Source organism: Kitasatospora sp. NPDC041988 (genome assembly GCF_055588525.1).
This window is the reverse complement of sequence record NZ_JBVJCO010000015.1, coordinates 38,315-51,408: the sequence shown is the minus strand read 5'-3', so window position 1 is coordinate 51,408 and position 13,094 is coordinate 38,315. Positions and strand designations below refer to the sequence as shown.

General features: G+C 73.1%; 14 protein-coding genes and 1 pseudogene. 5 read left to right on the top strand and 10 right to left on the bottom strand.

The annotated features are described in order from the left end of the window. Positions 1-86: 86 nt before the first annotated feature. Together ACZ6NC_RS17260 and ACZ6NC_RS17255 are read right to left on the bottom strand one after the other, a co-directional pair. Positions 87-848 (bottom strand): MerR family transcriptional regulator, encoded by a 762-nt coding sequence (locus tag ACZ6NC_RS17260; protein ID WP_465733497.1) that lies wholly within the window; start codon positions 846-848, stop codon positions 87-89. A gap of 328 nt (positions 849-1,176) precedes the next feature. Continuing rightward, the gene (locus ACZ6NC_RS17255) at positions 1,177-1,314 is read right to left on the bottom strand and encodes a hypothetical protein (RefSeq protein ID WP_465733495.1); all 138 of its coding nucleotides are present in this window, start codon (positions 1,312-1,314) and stop codon (positions 1,177-1,179) included. Positions 1,315-1,498: 184 nt separating this feature from the next. Between ACZ6NC_RS17255 and ACZ6NC_RS17250 the strand changes: the two genes are divergently transcribed. Continuing rightward, the gene (locus ACZ6NC_RS17250; RefSeq protein ID WP_465733493.1) at positions 1,499-2,011 is read left to right on the top strand and encodes an SgcJ/EcaC family oxidoreductase; all 513 of its coding nucleotides are present in this window, start codon (positions 1,499-1,501) and stop codon (positions 2,009-2,011) included. Between the two features lie 133 nt (positions 2,012-2,144). Here the strand turns inward: ACZ6NC_RS17250 and ACZ6NC_RS17245 are convergent, their stop codons facing one another. Together ACZ6NC_RS17245 and ACZ6NC_RS17240 are read right to left on the bottom strand one after the other, a co-directional pair. After that, positions 2,145-3,728, bottom strand: a complete 1,584-nt coding sequence (locus tag ACZ6NC_RS17245) for a sensor histidine kinase (protein ID WP_465733491.1) — start codon at positions 3,726-3,728, stop codon at positions 2,145-2,147. After that, positions 3,725-4,420 carry a response regulator transcription factor gene (locus ACZ6NC_RS17240; RefSeq protein WP_465733489.1) on the bottom strand — a complete coding sequence of 232 codons (696 nt, stop codon included), beginning with the start codon at positions 4,418-4,420 and terminating at the stop codon, positions 3,725-3,727. Before ACZ6NC_RS17240 ends, ACZ6NC_RS17245 begins: the two co-directional genes overlap by 4 nt. 372 nt (positions 4,421-4,792) lie before the next feature. Between ACZ6NC_RS17240 and ACZ6NC_RS17235 the strand changes: the two genes are divergently transcribed. After that, on the top strand, positions 4,793-5,233 hold the full coding sequence (locus tag ACZ6NC_RS17235; RefSeq protein WP_465733487.1) for a hypothetical protein: 441 nt from the start codon (positions 4,793-4,795) through the stop codon (positions 5,231-5,233). A gap of 113 nt (positions 5,234-5,346) precedes the next feature. On the opposite strand, the gene ACZ6NC_RS17230 is transcribed toward ACZ6NC_RS17235, so the two are convergent. Beyond that, on the bottom strand, positions 5,347-6,240 hold the full coding sequence (locus ACZ6NC_RS17230; RefSeq protein WP_465733709.1) for a LysR family transcriptional regulator: 894 nt from the start codon (positions 6,238-6,240) through the stop codon (positions 5,347-5,349). 115 nt (positions 6,241-6,355) lie between these two features. On the opposite strand from ACZ6NC_RS17230, the gene ACZ6NC_RS17225 reads away from it, so the two are divergent. From ACZ6NC_RS17225 to ACZ6NC_RS17215, 3 genes are read left to right on the top strand one after another with little or no spacing between them, the layout of a single operon-like run. Further along, a complete protein-coding gene (locus ACZ6NC_RS17225) occupies positions 6,356-7,348 on the top strand; it encodes a DMT family transporter (protein WP_465733707.1) in 993 nt (330 codons plus the stop codon). After that, the gene (locus ACZ6NC_RS17220; protein ID WP_465733485.1) at positions 7,345-8,748 is read left to right on the top strand and encodes an MFS transporter; all 1,404 of its coding nucleotides are present in this window, start codon (positions 7,345-7,347) and stop codon (positions 8,746-8,748) included. The genes ACZ6NC_RS17225 and ACZ6NC_RS17220 overlap by 4 nt, the downstream gene beginning before the upstream one ends. 9 nt (positions 8,749-8,757) lie before the next feature. Further along, entirely contained in the window at positions 8,758-9,195 is a 438-nt protein-coding gene (locus tag ACZ6NC_RS17215) for an SgcJ/EcaC family oxidoreductase (RefSeq protein WP_465733483.1), read from the top strand. A 54-nt stretch (positions 9,196-9,249) separates the two neighbouring features. Here ACZ6NC_RS17215 and ACZ6NC_RS17210 read toward each other — a convergent pair whose 3' ends face one another. From ACZ6NC_RS17210 to ACZ6NC_RS17190, 5 genes and pseudogenes are all read right to left on the bottom strand, one after another. Further along, positions 9,250-9,573, bottom strand: coding sequence for a hypothetical protein (locus tag ACZ6NC_RS17210; RefSeq protein WP_465733481.1), 324 nt, complete (start codon positions 9,571-9,573; stop codon positions 9,250-9,252). 118 nt (positions 9,574-9,691) lie between these two features. Further along, on the bottom strand, positions 9,692-10,660 hold the full coding sequence (locus ACZ6NC_RS17205; protein ID WP_465733479.1) for an oxygenase MpaB family protein: 969 nt from the start codon (positions 10,658-10,660) through the stop codon (positions 9,692-9,694). Between the two features lie 152 nt (positions 10,661-10,812). Next, positions 10,813-11,045, bottom strand: a pseudogene (locus ACZ6NC_RS17200) (DUF2199 domain-containing protein); the annotation flags it as partial. Between the two features lie 2 nt (positions 11,046-11,047). Next, positions 11,048-11,713, bottom strand: coding sequence for a response regulator (locus ACZ6NC_RS17195; protein WP_465733477.1), 666 nt, complete (start codon positions 11,711-11,713; stop codon positions 11,048-11,050). Further along, entirely contained in the window at positions 11,710-13,041 is a 1,332-nt protein-coding gene (locus tag ACZ6NC_RS17190) for a sensor histidine kinase (protein ID WP_465733475.1), read from the bottom strand. The genes ACZ6NC_RS17195 and ACZ6NC_RS17190 overlap by 4 nt, the downstream gene beginning before the upstream one ends. Between the last annotated feature and the right edge of the window lie 53 nt (positions 13,042-13,094).

The following is a 13,094-nucleotide window of genomic DNA, read 5'->3' as shown; positions in this document are numbered from 1 at the left end:
GAACCCGGGTGGCCGAACCCGGGCGAGCCGCCCGAGTCAGGGAAACCGAGCAGGGGGGCGAACTCGGCCCGGGCGGGCCGTCCGGTTCAGGCCAGCCGGGTGGCGGCGTACGCCTCGATGGCGTCCCGCTGGTACGCGGCGAGGCCCGGCGCGATCGCCTCGTACGCGGCGCGCCACTGCTCGTTCTCCACGCACGAGCGGCCGATCGCGCGGTACTCCTCGGCGGTGACCGGCAGGAACGCGCTGACGGCGCGGTACTGCCCGTCGACCTCGGCCTGCACGGCGTGGGCGTCGACGGGAGTGCCGGCGGCCATCAGTTCGGCCAGCCGGATCATCAGCGCGGTGCGCTCGCGCTGCCCGGCCTCGATCTCGGCCGCGGTCATCGTCGCGGTCGCCCGCCCGATCCCCTCGGCCAGCTCCGGGAAGTCGCGCAGGCTGTCCTCGTACTGGGCGGGCTGGATGCCCTCGAAGAGGTTCTCCGGTCGGTTGATGCTGGTCATGGGGCTACCGTCCTTCCTGGACTGTTCCAGTTCGGTGATCGTGCGGGAGACGGTGGCGGCCAGGGCGGTGAGCCGGTCGCGCTCGGCGAGCAGCCGGTGGTGGTGGCCGCGCAGGGCCTCCAGCTCGTCCACCTGCGAGGCCAGGATCCGGCCGACCTCGGACAGGCTCACCCCGAGCGCCCGCAGCACGAGGATCTGCTGCAGCCGCAGCAACTGGCGCTCCTCGTAGTAGCGGTGGCCGTTGGAGCCGATCCACGCGGGCGGCAGCAGATCGATCTCGTCGTAGTGCCGGAGCGTCCGGGCGGTCACGCCCGACATCCGCGCCACCTCCGCGATCGGCCAGGCCATCGCCGTCTCCTCTCACCTGTGTGAGACCGGCTGCCACCGGCTGGTCAGGCCCCCGGAGCGCCGGCCGGTCAGGCCCCGGGGCACCGATCGGGCCCCCGGCCCCGGCCGCCGCCGGTCTCACGCTTGTGGCACCGGGCCGGTCTTTCCGGCCCTGAACAGGACGGTAGAACCTGCCGTTGCGGCAACTTCAAGTCCCCGACCTCCAACCCCCGAATCCAAGTCCCAAGCCTCAGAGCCCTCAAGCCCCCGAGCCCTCAAGCCCCCGAGTCCCAAGCCCCCGAGCCCTCAAGCCCCCGAGTCCCCGGCTCACCCCCCCCGGGGAGCCGCGCTACTCGCCGAGCCAGTCCAGCGACTGCCCGTGCGGCCCGGTCAGCGCCACTGGCCGTTCGTCCAGGGCGAGCGCGAACAACGTCCGGTCGCCCGGCACCTGCGCGGACGGCAGCAGTCGGCCCACGGCGGGCAGCACGCTGGGCGCCTCGTTGGAGATCCAGTGCCCGGGTAGTCTCGGCGTCCCAAATTTTCCCGTTGTCCCGAACGATTTTGGCAGAGCCTTGTCTCTGCCTTTGCCGTGCGCTGTACGGGTGCTAACTCGCCCGCCGCGAGAGTGAATCCACGTCCGACGCAGTCAACTCTCGGAAGCAGGAGCCCCGATGAACCCCAGGATCCGCACTCGCGCTGCTATCGCCACGGCCGTGGCCGTCGCCGCCGTCGGCACTTTCACCGCCGGTGTCGGCGTCGCCCAGGCGGGCGACGAGCAGAGCCGGCGCGGCAGGGTCGCCGAGCGCGAGATCGCCGGTCTCTTCGACCAGTGGAACGCGGCCCTGCAGACCGGCGACCCGGAGAAGGTCGCCGACCGCTACGCCCAGGACGCGGTGCTCCTGCCCACCGCCTCGCCGAAGATCCGTACCAACCATGAGGAGATCGCGGACTACTTCGAGCACTTCCTGCAGAAGAAGCCGCGCGGCGAGAAGATCCGTTCGGTGATCCACATCCTGGACGCCAACTCGGCGATCGACGCCGGTCTCTACCGCTTCCACCTCACCGACCCGGTGACCGGCGTGACCAAGACGGTCGAGGCCCGCTACACGTACGAGTACGAGAAGCGCGGTGGCAAGTGGCTGATCGTCAACCACCACTCCTCGGTGCTCCCGGCCGAGGGCTGAGCCCCGGCCGGCGGCCGCCCCCCAGCCCCGCTCGATGCCCTGCGCCGGACGCCTGCCGCATACCGCCGCTCACGCCTGCCGCCCGACGCCTGCCGCCTGCCGCCCGAGCCCAGGCTCACGCCCGAGCCCAGGCTCACGGCCGAGGGCCCGCCCCCGGCCGGGGGCCGAGCCGGGCGCCGGTGCGCGCGTCGGTGCGCGGCCCGGGCGCCCGCAGGCAGACCCGCAGGCCGATCCGGACGGCCAGCCCGCCGCCGGGCGCGTCCCGCAGGGCCACCGTGCCGCCGTCGTCGGTCACCAGCTGCTTGACGATGGCGAGTCCGAGCCCCGAGCCCGACCGCCCGGTGAGGCCCTGGCCGCGCCAGAACCGGTCGAACGCCCGGGACTGTTCGGCGGCGGACATGCCCGGCCCCTGGTCGAGCACCTCCAGCACCGCCTCGTCCCCGGCCGCCGCCTCCAGCCGGACGGTGATGGTGCCGCCGTCGGGGGAGACCTCCAGGGCGTTGGAGAGCACGTTGTCCAGCACCTGGTCCAGGTTGCCGGGCCCGGCCAGCACGTGCAGGCGCTCGTCGGGGGCCCCGGTGAGCGCGATGGTCACCCCACGCTCGTCGGCGGCGGGGCGCCAGACGCTGAGCCGCTCCTCGACCAGCTCGCGCAGCGCCAGCGGCTCCGGGGCCGAGACCTTGGCCTCGGCCCGGGCCAGCACCAGCAGCCCACTGACCAGTCGGCTCATCCGGACCACCTCGGCGGTGGCCTGGTCCACGTCCTCGCGCACGAACTCGTCGTCCGCGCCGTCGGCGATGTTGTCGAGGGAGAGGCGCAGTGCGGTGAGCGGGGTGCGCAGTTGGTGCGAGGCGTCCGCGACGAAGATCCGCTGCGAGGCGACCAGGGTGTCGAGCCGCTCGGCGCCCTGGTTCAGCGTCCGGGCCAGGGTCTTTGTCTCCTGCGGGCCGGTGACGGGGGAGCGTGCGGTGAGGTCTCCGTCGCTGAACCGGCTGGCCATGTCGTTGAGTTGGCGCAGCGGCTTGGTGAGCAGCCGGGCCACGATCGCGCCGAGCCCGGCGGCAACCGCGAGCACGCCGACGGCGAGGATCGCGCGGAAGCCCCAGATTCGCCAGAGCCGGTCGCTGAGGTCGGCGGTTGCGTACCGGATCCGCACCGCGCCGACGATCCGCTCCCCGCCGGCCACACCCGCTGCGCTCGCCGTACCGGCCGCGCTCGCTGCACCCGCTGTGCTCGCTCCACCCGCTCCACCCGCTGCACTCGCCGTACCGGCCGCACCCGCCCCGCTCTCGCTGCCCTTCCCGTCCGTCGCATCCGACCGGGCGTGCGCGGGCACGGTGACCACCAGCTCCGGGCCCCAGACGAGGCGTGAACCCCAGTCCGCCGTGCTCCGCCCGCTGCGCAGCGCCTCGGTGAACGCCTGGTCCGCCGGGTGGGCGGGCAGCGGCAGCGGCGGAACGGCCGTCCCGTCGGCGGCCACCACCTCCACCGTCCCCGGCGTCTCGTCCGCGTACGCGCCCGCCACCCGGGCCAGTGCCTGCAGGGCGGGGGCGTCGCCGTCGCCGAGCAGCAGTGCCATGGTGGTCGCCTCGCGGCGCACCGACTCCTCGGTGTCACCGCGCAGTTGGGCGGTGAGCGTGAACGCCACCGGCACGGTGAACGCCGCCAGTGCCACGCCGACCAGCAGGACGTAGCTGACGATCAGCCGGCGGATCATGAGGCGCGGTCACCGTCGACCGCCGAATCGGCTGTCACCAGCCGGAAGCCCACGCCGCGCACCGCCTCGATCGCCACCGCACCGGCGAGTTTGCGCCGCAGCGCCGCCACGTGCACATCCAGCGTCTTGGTCGGCCCGAACCAGTTGGCGTCCCAGACCGCCTCCATGATCTGCTCGCGCGACATCAGCGCGCCCGGCTCCTCGGTGAGGAAGGCCAGCAGGTCGTACTCCTTCGGCGTGAGCGCCACCTCCGCCCCGTCCAGCCGCACCCGCGCCGCTTTCCGGTCGATGGTGAGCCGTGCCCCGTACCGGTCCGGGCCGACCGTCGGCTGCGCCTGCGGCCGCACCCGCCGCATCACCGCCCTGATCCGGGCGATCACCTCGCGCACCCCGAACGGTTTGGACACGTAGTCGTCCGCCCCGATCTCCAGCCCGACGACCCGGTCCGTCTCGTCACTGCGCGCGCTGATCACGATGATGGGCACATCCCCGCGCCGGCGCAGCACCCGGCAGACGTCCAGCCCGTCGGTGTCCGGCAGCCCGAGGTCCAGCAGCACCAGGTCGTAGGGCGCGGTGACGGCCAACGCGGCCGTCCCGGTGGTCACCCACTCGACCTCGAACCCGTACCGCACCAGCCCACGCCGCAGCGACTCCGCTACCGGCTCATCGTCCTCCACCAGCAATACACGCACGAGCCGAACCCTATTGACCCGCCCCGGACCTCCTCACACCGCCACCCCACGCCGGGCCCCGGGCCCTCCGGGGCTACCGGAGGGAGGGCCTGCTGTTCCCGGTCGGTCCGGTTGAAGCTGCGCAAAGCCGTGACGGATCCGCGGTACCCGCCGACTTCAGGTGGGCAGGGCAGGGCAGGGCAGGGCAGGCAGTCGCGTCGCCAGCCTTCGTGGCATGAAGACCCGGCCGGACGACATCGACGATCAGCGGGCTGCGAACTTCCCTACGGGAGCTCGGCATTGACGCGGCCGGTAGAGCCAGAGCAGACAGAGGCGCCGTCCGAGATCGAAAACCGCTTGCCGCGCTGCGGGCCCGTGCGGGGATACTCCCGCATGAGCAGAATCGCGCAGGTCATCGTCCTGGCGACGTACGCGGACGAGGTCATGGAACCGCTGACCAGGCCCGATGAGTCGCGCAGTTGGTCGGGCGAATTCAGACCGCTGGACCTGTTCGTGGGCGGCTGGGTCATCGAGTTCTATCGCATGCGGCCGCGGACCGGACTGCTGAAGCACCTCGAATCGCTCCCGTGGCCCAACCCGGGGCAGGTCCAGGTGCTGATCCACGACGAGGAGGACGACTGCTTCGGCCTCTGGATGATCCACGACGGCAGGCTCGTCGAGGTGCCACTGCCGCGCACCCAGCGGTACCACGGCCCGGCACCCGCCACCCACGAATTCCCGGCTGGCCCGGGCTACCTGTGGCGGACGGACGCCGGCAGCACCGTCCCGGCCGAGCTCTCGACCCAACGCCAGGACCTGCGACCGGCCTGGTAGCGGCAGCGGGCCCACCCGACCCCTGGCCCACCCCTGGCCCACCCCGACCCCGCGACCGACCACACCCCGAGAGCTCGCGACCGACCCCACCCCCGACCACACCCCCCGAGAGCTCACCTCCGAGCCGTCTCCCGGAGCGCGGTGACGAGCCGGGAGAGGGCCGGCTGCCCCCAGGCGGTCTCGCGGACGGCGGCGTGGATGGCGCGGACCGGTTCGGGGTTGCGCAGCTTCCGGACGGTCACACCCGGGTGGCGCCGGGCGGCGAGCCCCAACAGGGGGACGAGGGCGACGCCGAGGCCGGCCGCGACGAAGCCCTGAGCGGTCGGGTAGTCCTCGCTGTCCACCGCGAATGCGGGGCGGAAACCGGCGGCGGCGCAGGCGTCGAGGACGATGTCCTGGCAGGTGCCGGGCCGTTCGCTGCCGACCCAGGGTTCGCCGGCGAAGTCGGCGAGGTCGAGGACGCGCTTCGCGGCGAGCGGGTGGCCCTTCGGCAGCACGGCGCGGTACGGGTCGTCGAGCAGGTGGACGAGGCGCAGGCCGGGGTGGTCCTCGGCCCGGGGCCGGACGGCCACGGCGAGGTCGGCACGGCCCTGGAGCACCTCGTGCAGAGGGTCCTCTGGGTCGGTCATGCCGAGGTCGAGACGGACGCCCGGGTGGTCGGCGCGGAAGGCGGCGACCGCGGGGGCGACCAGGGTGGCTCCCGCGGTGGCGAAGTAGCGGACCGTCAGCGACCCGGTCCGCCCGGCCAGCAGGTCGGCGAGCGCGGCCCCGGCTTCGGCGACCTGCCGTTCGATGACGGCGGCGTGTTCGGCCAGCAGCCGCCCGGCGGCGGTCGGCCGGACGCCGCGGCCGGCCCGTTCGAGCAGCGCCGTCCCGGTCTGCTTCTCCAGGGCCGCGATCTGCTGGCTGACGGCGGACGGGGTGTAGCTGAGGGCCGTGGCGGCGGCGGTCACCGAACCGCCGCTGACCACGGCCCGGAGCACCTGGAGACGTCGCACGTCGAGCATGTAGTCCAGCTTAAAGGTGATGCAGAACATTTCACTTGTCCTGTCGGATTCCGGCAGGCAGCGTTCGTACCACCACCTCTGACGTCCGATGAAAGGCAGGTGCCCCGTGGTGCGGATGGCCGTCCTCGCGCTGCTCTGGGGCTCGGGCTTCCTCTGGACCAAGCTCGCGCTGCGCCACGGGCTCTCCCCGCTGCAGATCACCGTGCTGCGCTCCGCCCTCGGGGCGGCCGTGCTGCTGGTCCTCGCCCGTTCCGCCCGCCGGCGCCTGCCGCGAGGCTCCGCGACCTGGCTGCGCCTCGTCGTCGCGGCCTTCCTCTGCAACACCCTGCCGTTCTTCCTGACCGCGCTGGGTGTGCAGACCGTCGGCTCGGGGCTGGCCGGGGTGCTCAACGCGACGACGCCGCTCTGGTCCCTGCTGATCGGGCTCGCCGTCGGTACGGAACGCGGCCGGAATCCGCTGCGCCTCGGCGGTCTGCTGCTCGGCTTCGCGGGCGTGTTGCTGATCTTCTCGCCGTGGCAGGGGAATCCGGCGCAGCACGGCGGCGGGTTCGGCTGGGGCGCGCTGGCGCTGCTCGGCGCGGCCGCCAGCTATGCGGTCGCTTTCACCTACATGGGGCGTGTGCTCACCGACACCGGCACCGAGCCGCTCGCCCTCTCCGCCGCCCAGCTCAGCGTCGCGGCCGCGCTCAGCACACTGGCCCTACCGGCCGGCGGCGGCATCACGGACGGGTTCAGCATCCCGGCACTGGCGGCCGTCGCCGTCCTCGGGGTGTTCTGCACCGGGCTCACCTTCCACCTCAACTACCGGCTCATCGCCATCGAGGGCGCCACCGGTGCGGCCACCGTCGGCTACCTGCTGCCGGTCGTCTCGACGGCGCTCGGCGCGCTCGTCCTCGACGAGGCATTGAGCGTGCGGACCGTCGCGGGAATGATCGTGGTGCTGGCCGGGGTCTTCCTGACCAGGCAGCATCGTGAACGACCCACCCGCCCCACGGCACCGGCACCGGCTCCCACGCCGGCCGCCGCCACCGCCGCCACTGCGTCCACCTCCACTGCGTCCACCCCCACTGCGTCCACCACCACTCGCGACCGAACGAACGGACCATGAGCCCCGAATCACCCTGGCGGACAGGCGACTTCCGCACCCTCTTCACCGCCACCGCGCTCGCCCAGCTCGGCACCAACATCGGCTACGTCGCCCTCCCGCTGATCGCCGTCACCGCGCTGGACGCGAGCGCCGGTCAGGTCGGGGCACTGGCCACGCTGAGCACCCTCGCCTTCCTGCTGATCGGCCTGCCCGCCGGGGCTTGGGTGGACCGGATGCGCCACCGCCGCGTCCTCATCGTCGCGGACCTCGTGAAGGCCGCGCTGTACGCGTCCGTCCCGCTCGCCTGGTGGCTGGGCGGGCTCACCCTCTGGCAGCTGTACGCCGTCGCCCTGCTGAGCGGGTGCGCGACCGTCTTCTTCGACGTCGCCTCACAGAGCGTGCTCCCGCAACTGGTCGGCCGCGGCCACCTGGTGCAGGCGAACGCGGCCGTGGTGAGTCTGATGGCCGTCGGCAACATCGCCGGCCGCGGCGCGGGCGGTGCGCTCGTCCAACTGCTCACCGCGCCGGCCGCCATCGCCGCGACGGCGGCCAGCCACCTCGGTTCGGCGCTGCGCCTGATCGCCCTGCGCCGTACCCCCGCGCCCGCGCCGCCTCCGGTGCGTGGCGACGGGCCCGGACTGGGTGCGCAGATCGGGGAGGGCCTGCGTCACGTCCTCGGCAACGCCGAACTGCGGGCGCTCGCGCTCACCGCCTCCCTCACCAATCTCGGCTTCCAGATCGTCAACACCCTGCTGCCGGTGCTGTTCGTGCGGGAGCTCCACCTCCCCGCCGGCGCGCTGGGCCTGTACTGGGCGGTCGGCGGCCTGGGCATCCTGCTCGGCTCCCGCTGCGCCCGGCCGATCGCGGCCCGGGTCGGCTACGGCCGGGCGCTCGGCCTGGCCGGTCTCTGTGCGGCGCCGGCCGGTCTGTTGATCCCGCTGAACGGTGCCGGCGTCTGGTTGTACGTGGCGGGGTTCGGCTCGCTGGCGCTGGCCTTCAAGACCGGGATGGACAACGTGCTCGGCGTCAGCCTGCGGCAGCGGATGACCCCGGACGCCCTGCTCGGCCGGATGAACGCCACCTTCCGCTTCCTGCTCACCGGTTCGCTGGCGATCGGCGCCGCCCTGGCCGGCCTGCTCGGCGAACTGGCCGGCCTCCACCCGACCCTCTGGCTCGGCGGTGTGCTTCTCGCCTCGGCCTTCCTCCCCGTCTACCTCTCGCCGATCCGCACCCGCCGCCTCCTCCCCGACCAGCCGGCCGTGACCGTGACCGGGGCCGTGACAGGAGCCGTGACAGGAGCCGTGACCGGGGCTGTGGCAGCGGCCGAGACCGGGGCCGGGGCCGAGACCGGGGCCGGGGCCGGGGCCGAGACCGATGCTCCCCGCGACGCGAGGCCGGCCCTTGACCTCAAGCGCACTTGAAGGTCCATCATGGTCACCATGAACACGGACACGAACCAGAGCACCGCTGCCGAGATCGAAGCCGTCGAAGCCATCAAGCAGGTCGTCGCCGCCGTCGAGCACGCCCAACTGAACGAACTCACCGAGGAGTTCATAGGCCTCTTCCGCGAGGACGCGATCTGGACCACCGGCCACGGCAAGCGCCTCACCGGCCGCGACGAGATCGCCGAGTTCACCCGCAAGGTACTCCCCGGCACCTTCACGGGCACCGGGAACACCGCCAGCTACGAGGTGGTGCACATCCTCTTCATCCGCCCCGACGTCGCCGCCGTGAAGGTCCGCCAGCGCTACCTGGGCGCGGACGGCGAGCAGATCGGCGACGAGGGCAGCCCGCTCTACGTCATGGCTAAGGAGAACGGCCGCTGGCTGTTGACGGCCAACCAGAACACCGTCGTGGTGCGCGACTAGGCGGACGGGCTCCCCGGTGAGGCCGCGCCCCGTCGCACCCGGCCGTCCGCGGCCTCACCGCGCCGTCGCGCGCCGCCGGCCGCGGAACAGGCTCACAGCCGCCCACACCCCGAGCGCCACCAACGCGTAGAACAGCACCTTCACCCAGAGCGGCGCCGTGGAGACCGCCCCCCGCTCGTACCGGCACCAGCCGTTCGGGGGGAACCAGCCCGTCCCCGTCTCCAGCAGTCGCCCGTACCCGCGGTAGTACCCCTGCGAGCACATCTCCTCGAACTCCAGCGCCGGGACGAACAGCACCGCCCACACGCCGGCCGCCAGCAGCGGCGCGAGACACGCCGCCACCTCCACCCAGATCCGCCGCCGAGGCCCGTCCACCATCCCAGTACCCTACCGACGCCCTCGCCCCACCCCAGCGGTCACCACGGAACGGCAGGACCGGGCCTGAGGACGCTCGGCCGTCAGCCCCGAAGCCCTCCGCCGTTCAGCACTCCGCCGTTCAGCTTTCGGTCGTCGGGGCCTGGGTCGTCGGGGCCTGGGCCGTCGGGGACTCGGCGACCGGGGTCGGAGCCGTCGAGGCCTGGGCGGCATGGGGGAACGGGCAGCCGCCGGCCGTCGCGGGCCCGTCCTCGAAGGTGCCCAGCTCGCTCACCCGGTAGCCGCCGGGGTAGCCGCGCACCTGGCGGCCGTCGCGGGCCAGGTGCGGCTTGCGGCGGGGCGGGAGGAGGCGGACGAAGCGGCCGCGCAGCCACATGCCGGTCCGGACGGCGCGCCGCAGGGCGGCCGGTGGCGCCGGGTATCCGAAGGCCTCGCGCAGCGGGTCGTCCAGGAGGCAGAGGGATGAGGTGCGCATGGAGGGCCGCATCGGGGCCGGGTACCAGGAGGCCATCAGCCCGAGCGTGGCGTCCGAGACGTCGCGGCCGCCCTGGTCGTAGCCGAAGTGGGCGCGCTCGTAGTCGTCGAGCAGCCGCTCGAACTCCTCGTACGTCTCCGGGATGCCGCTCAGGCCCATGTGGCGGCCGAGTTCCCGGTAGTAGTTGGTGGTGGCCCGGATCTCGTGCGGCGAGTACGGGCGCCAGCCGTAGTCGTCCAGCCAGCGCTTGGGCACCACGACGAAGGTGGCGAGCACGTACACGAAGTCGTCGTTGGAGATGTCGTACCGGCGGTGCATCTGGTTCATCCGCCGGATCGCCTCGCGCCCCTGCTCGGAGGCGAAGCCGTGCTCGACGACGGCCTCCAGGATCAGCACGGTGTCGTCGTACCGCTTCTGTGCCCGCCCGGTGAACTCGCCGGTCTGCGCGAGCAGCCGGCCGATGCTGGGCACGGCGTAGGTGCGGTAGAGGGCGAAGCTGAGCGACTGGGTGGTGTCCCAGGGGAACTCGTACCAGCTGCTGATCCGGTAGATCTCGGTGAACTCGGTCTCCGGATCCATGCGCTGAATCGTCTTCAGCCAGTCGTATCGCTGCACAGGCCGACCTTAGGGGCAGGTCAGGTGCGGGTCAACGCGTCCCGGACGACGCCCGACGGCGAACGGGGCCGGGTCGCCGCCGGGTGTCGCTGCGCCGCTGCGGTCGGTGGCTCCCGCTGACTTTTCCGCGGATTCCCGTCGAGGAGCGCCGCTCATGCTCCCAGGTGGAGGACGGTTTCGGCGATCTCGCGGACCCGCTCCGGAGTGATGCCGGTGCGCTGTTCGACGGCGAGCGGGTGGTCGGTGGGCTCCAGTTCGACGGTGGGCGTTGGGCGACGGGCTGGGTGCGGACGTTGGTCTTGAGGCAGAGGGTGCCGGGGGAGTAGAGGCCGAGGCTGGTGGTCAGCCAGCCGAAGTACGACGGCTCGCTCTCCCGGCCGGGGGTGGTCACCCGGTCGGGCTGGCCAGTCCCGTCTCGTACGCGGTGATCACCAGCTGGACCCGGTCGCGGGCGCCCAGTTTGCTGAGCAGCCGGGCCACGTGGGACTTGGCGGTGGGGACCGAGATGAACAGCTCTTCGGCGATCTCGGCGTTCGAGCGGCCCCGGCCGACCAGGGTGAGGACCTCCCGCTCGCGTTCGGTGATGCCCTCGATCGCCCGGGCGGGCGCGGGGACGCTGACGGGCCCGGGGCGGTCGAGGAAGTCGGCGATGAGGCGCCGGGTGACGCCCGGGGCGATCAGGGCGTCACCGGCGGCGACCACGCGGATGGCCGCCAGGATGTCGTCGACCGCCATGTCCTTGACCACGAACCCGCTGGCGCCGGCCCGGAGCGCGCCGTAGACGTGTTCGTCCTCGTCGAAGGTGGTCAGGACCAGGACGCGGGTGGTGCCGGAGGCGGCGGTGATCAGGCGGGTGGCCTCGATGCCGTCCATGCCGGGCATCCGGATGTCCATCACGACCACGTCGGGGCTGGCCTCTTGGGCCAGCCGGACCGCCTCGGTGCCCGATCCGGCCTCGCCGACGACGTCCAGGTCGGGGTGGTCGGCCATGATCACGCGCAGGCCGGAGCGGACCAGCGGCTGGTCGTCGACGAGGACGACGCGGATGCTCATCGGGCGCCCGCCCGACCGGCTCCGGCCGGCTGTGACACCGGCACCGGCACCGGCAGCGGCAGGCAGGCCGCCACCCGGAACCCGCCCTCCGGACGCGGTCCGGCACTGAACCGGCCGTGCAGCAGGTTGACGCGCTCCCGCATGCCGGTGATTCCGAAACCGGATCCCACCGCACTCGGCATCCCGCGCCCGTCGTCCAGCACCTCCACGGACAACTCCTCCACCCCGTAGTCGATGACCACCCGGCAGTGCCCGGTGCCCGCGTGGCGGACCACGTTCGTCACCGCCTCCTGCACGATACGGTAGGCGGACAGGTCGAGGTCGGCCGGCAGCCGCCGCCGCTCGCCGGCCCACTGCACCTCGACCCGGACCCCCGCGTCCGCGGTCGCCGCCACCAGCTGTTCGACGTCCGCGAGCCCCGGCGTCGGAGCGAGCGGTGCGGATGCCGAGCCGGGGTCAGGATCGGCCTGACGGAGCGCCACCAGCGTGCGCCGAAGGCCCGCCAGGGTTTCCCGGCTGGTGGACTCGATCGCCCGCAGTGCCTCGCGGGCCTCCGCCGGCTGTGTCTCGATGACCCGGCTGCCGACCCCGGCCTGGATGGCGATGATGCCGATGCTGTGCGCGACCATGTCGTGCAACTCGCGGGCGATCCGCAGCCGTTCGGCGGTCACCGCCTCGGCCACCTCCTGCGAGCGCAGGGCCACGGTGTGCTCGCGGCGTTCGCGGAGCAGCAGGCCGACCGTGCAGCAGGTGACCAGCACCAGGAGGGCGACCAGGCCGACGCCCACCATGTTGTCCGCGTGCGTGAACAGGCCGACGGCGAAGAATTGCAGCAGGAACGACACCGCGACGGCGACGACCGAGGTGCGCCGCGACCGGGTGGCGACCACGAGGCCCAGCACGAGGTCCACCGTCAGGAACGGCAGGAACCGGATCGAGCCCTGGCCGTGGCTCGATACCACCACGCTGAGTGCACCGAACAGGGCCAGTGCCAGGGCCGCCGGCGGGCGGCGGCGCAGCAGCCCGAGGAGCAGGCCGCCGGCGAGCAGTCCTCCGACGGCGTGCAGGCCGGCTTCGGCTCGCGGTGAGCCGGTCAGCAGCAGCAACACCACGAAGGGGTAGAGCACCGCGCCGCCCCAGGCCGCGAGCCGGCCCTGCGCCGCTCCGGTCACCGCATCCGCTCCGGTCACCGCGTCCGCTCCGGTCTTCCCACCCGCTCCGCTCGCCTCGCCCAGCCCGCTCGCCTCGCCCAGCCCGCTCGTCCCGCTCAGCCTGCCCGGCCTGCTCGTCGTCCTGCTCGTCGTCCCGCTCGTCGTCCCGCTCGTCATGGCGCGAGACTAGCCGCCGGCCGTCCGCCGGACATTGGCCCACGGGCGTACGC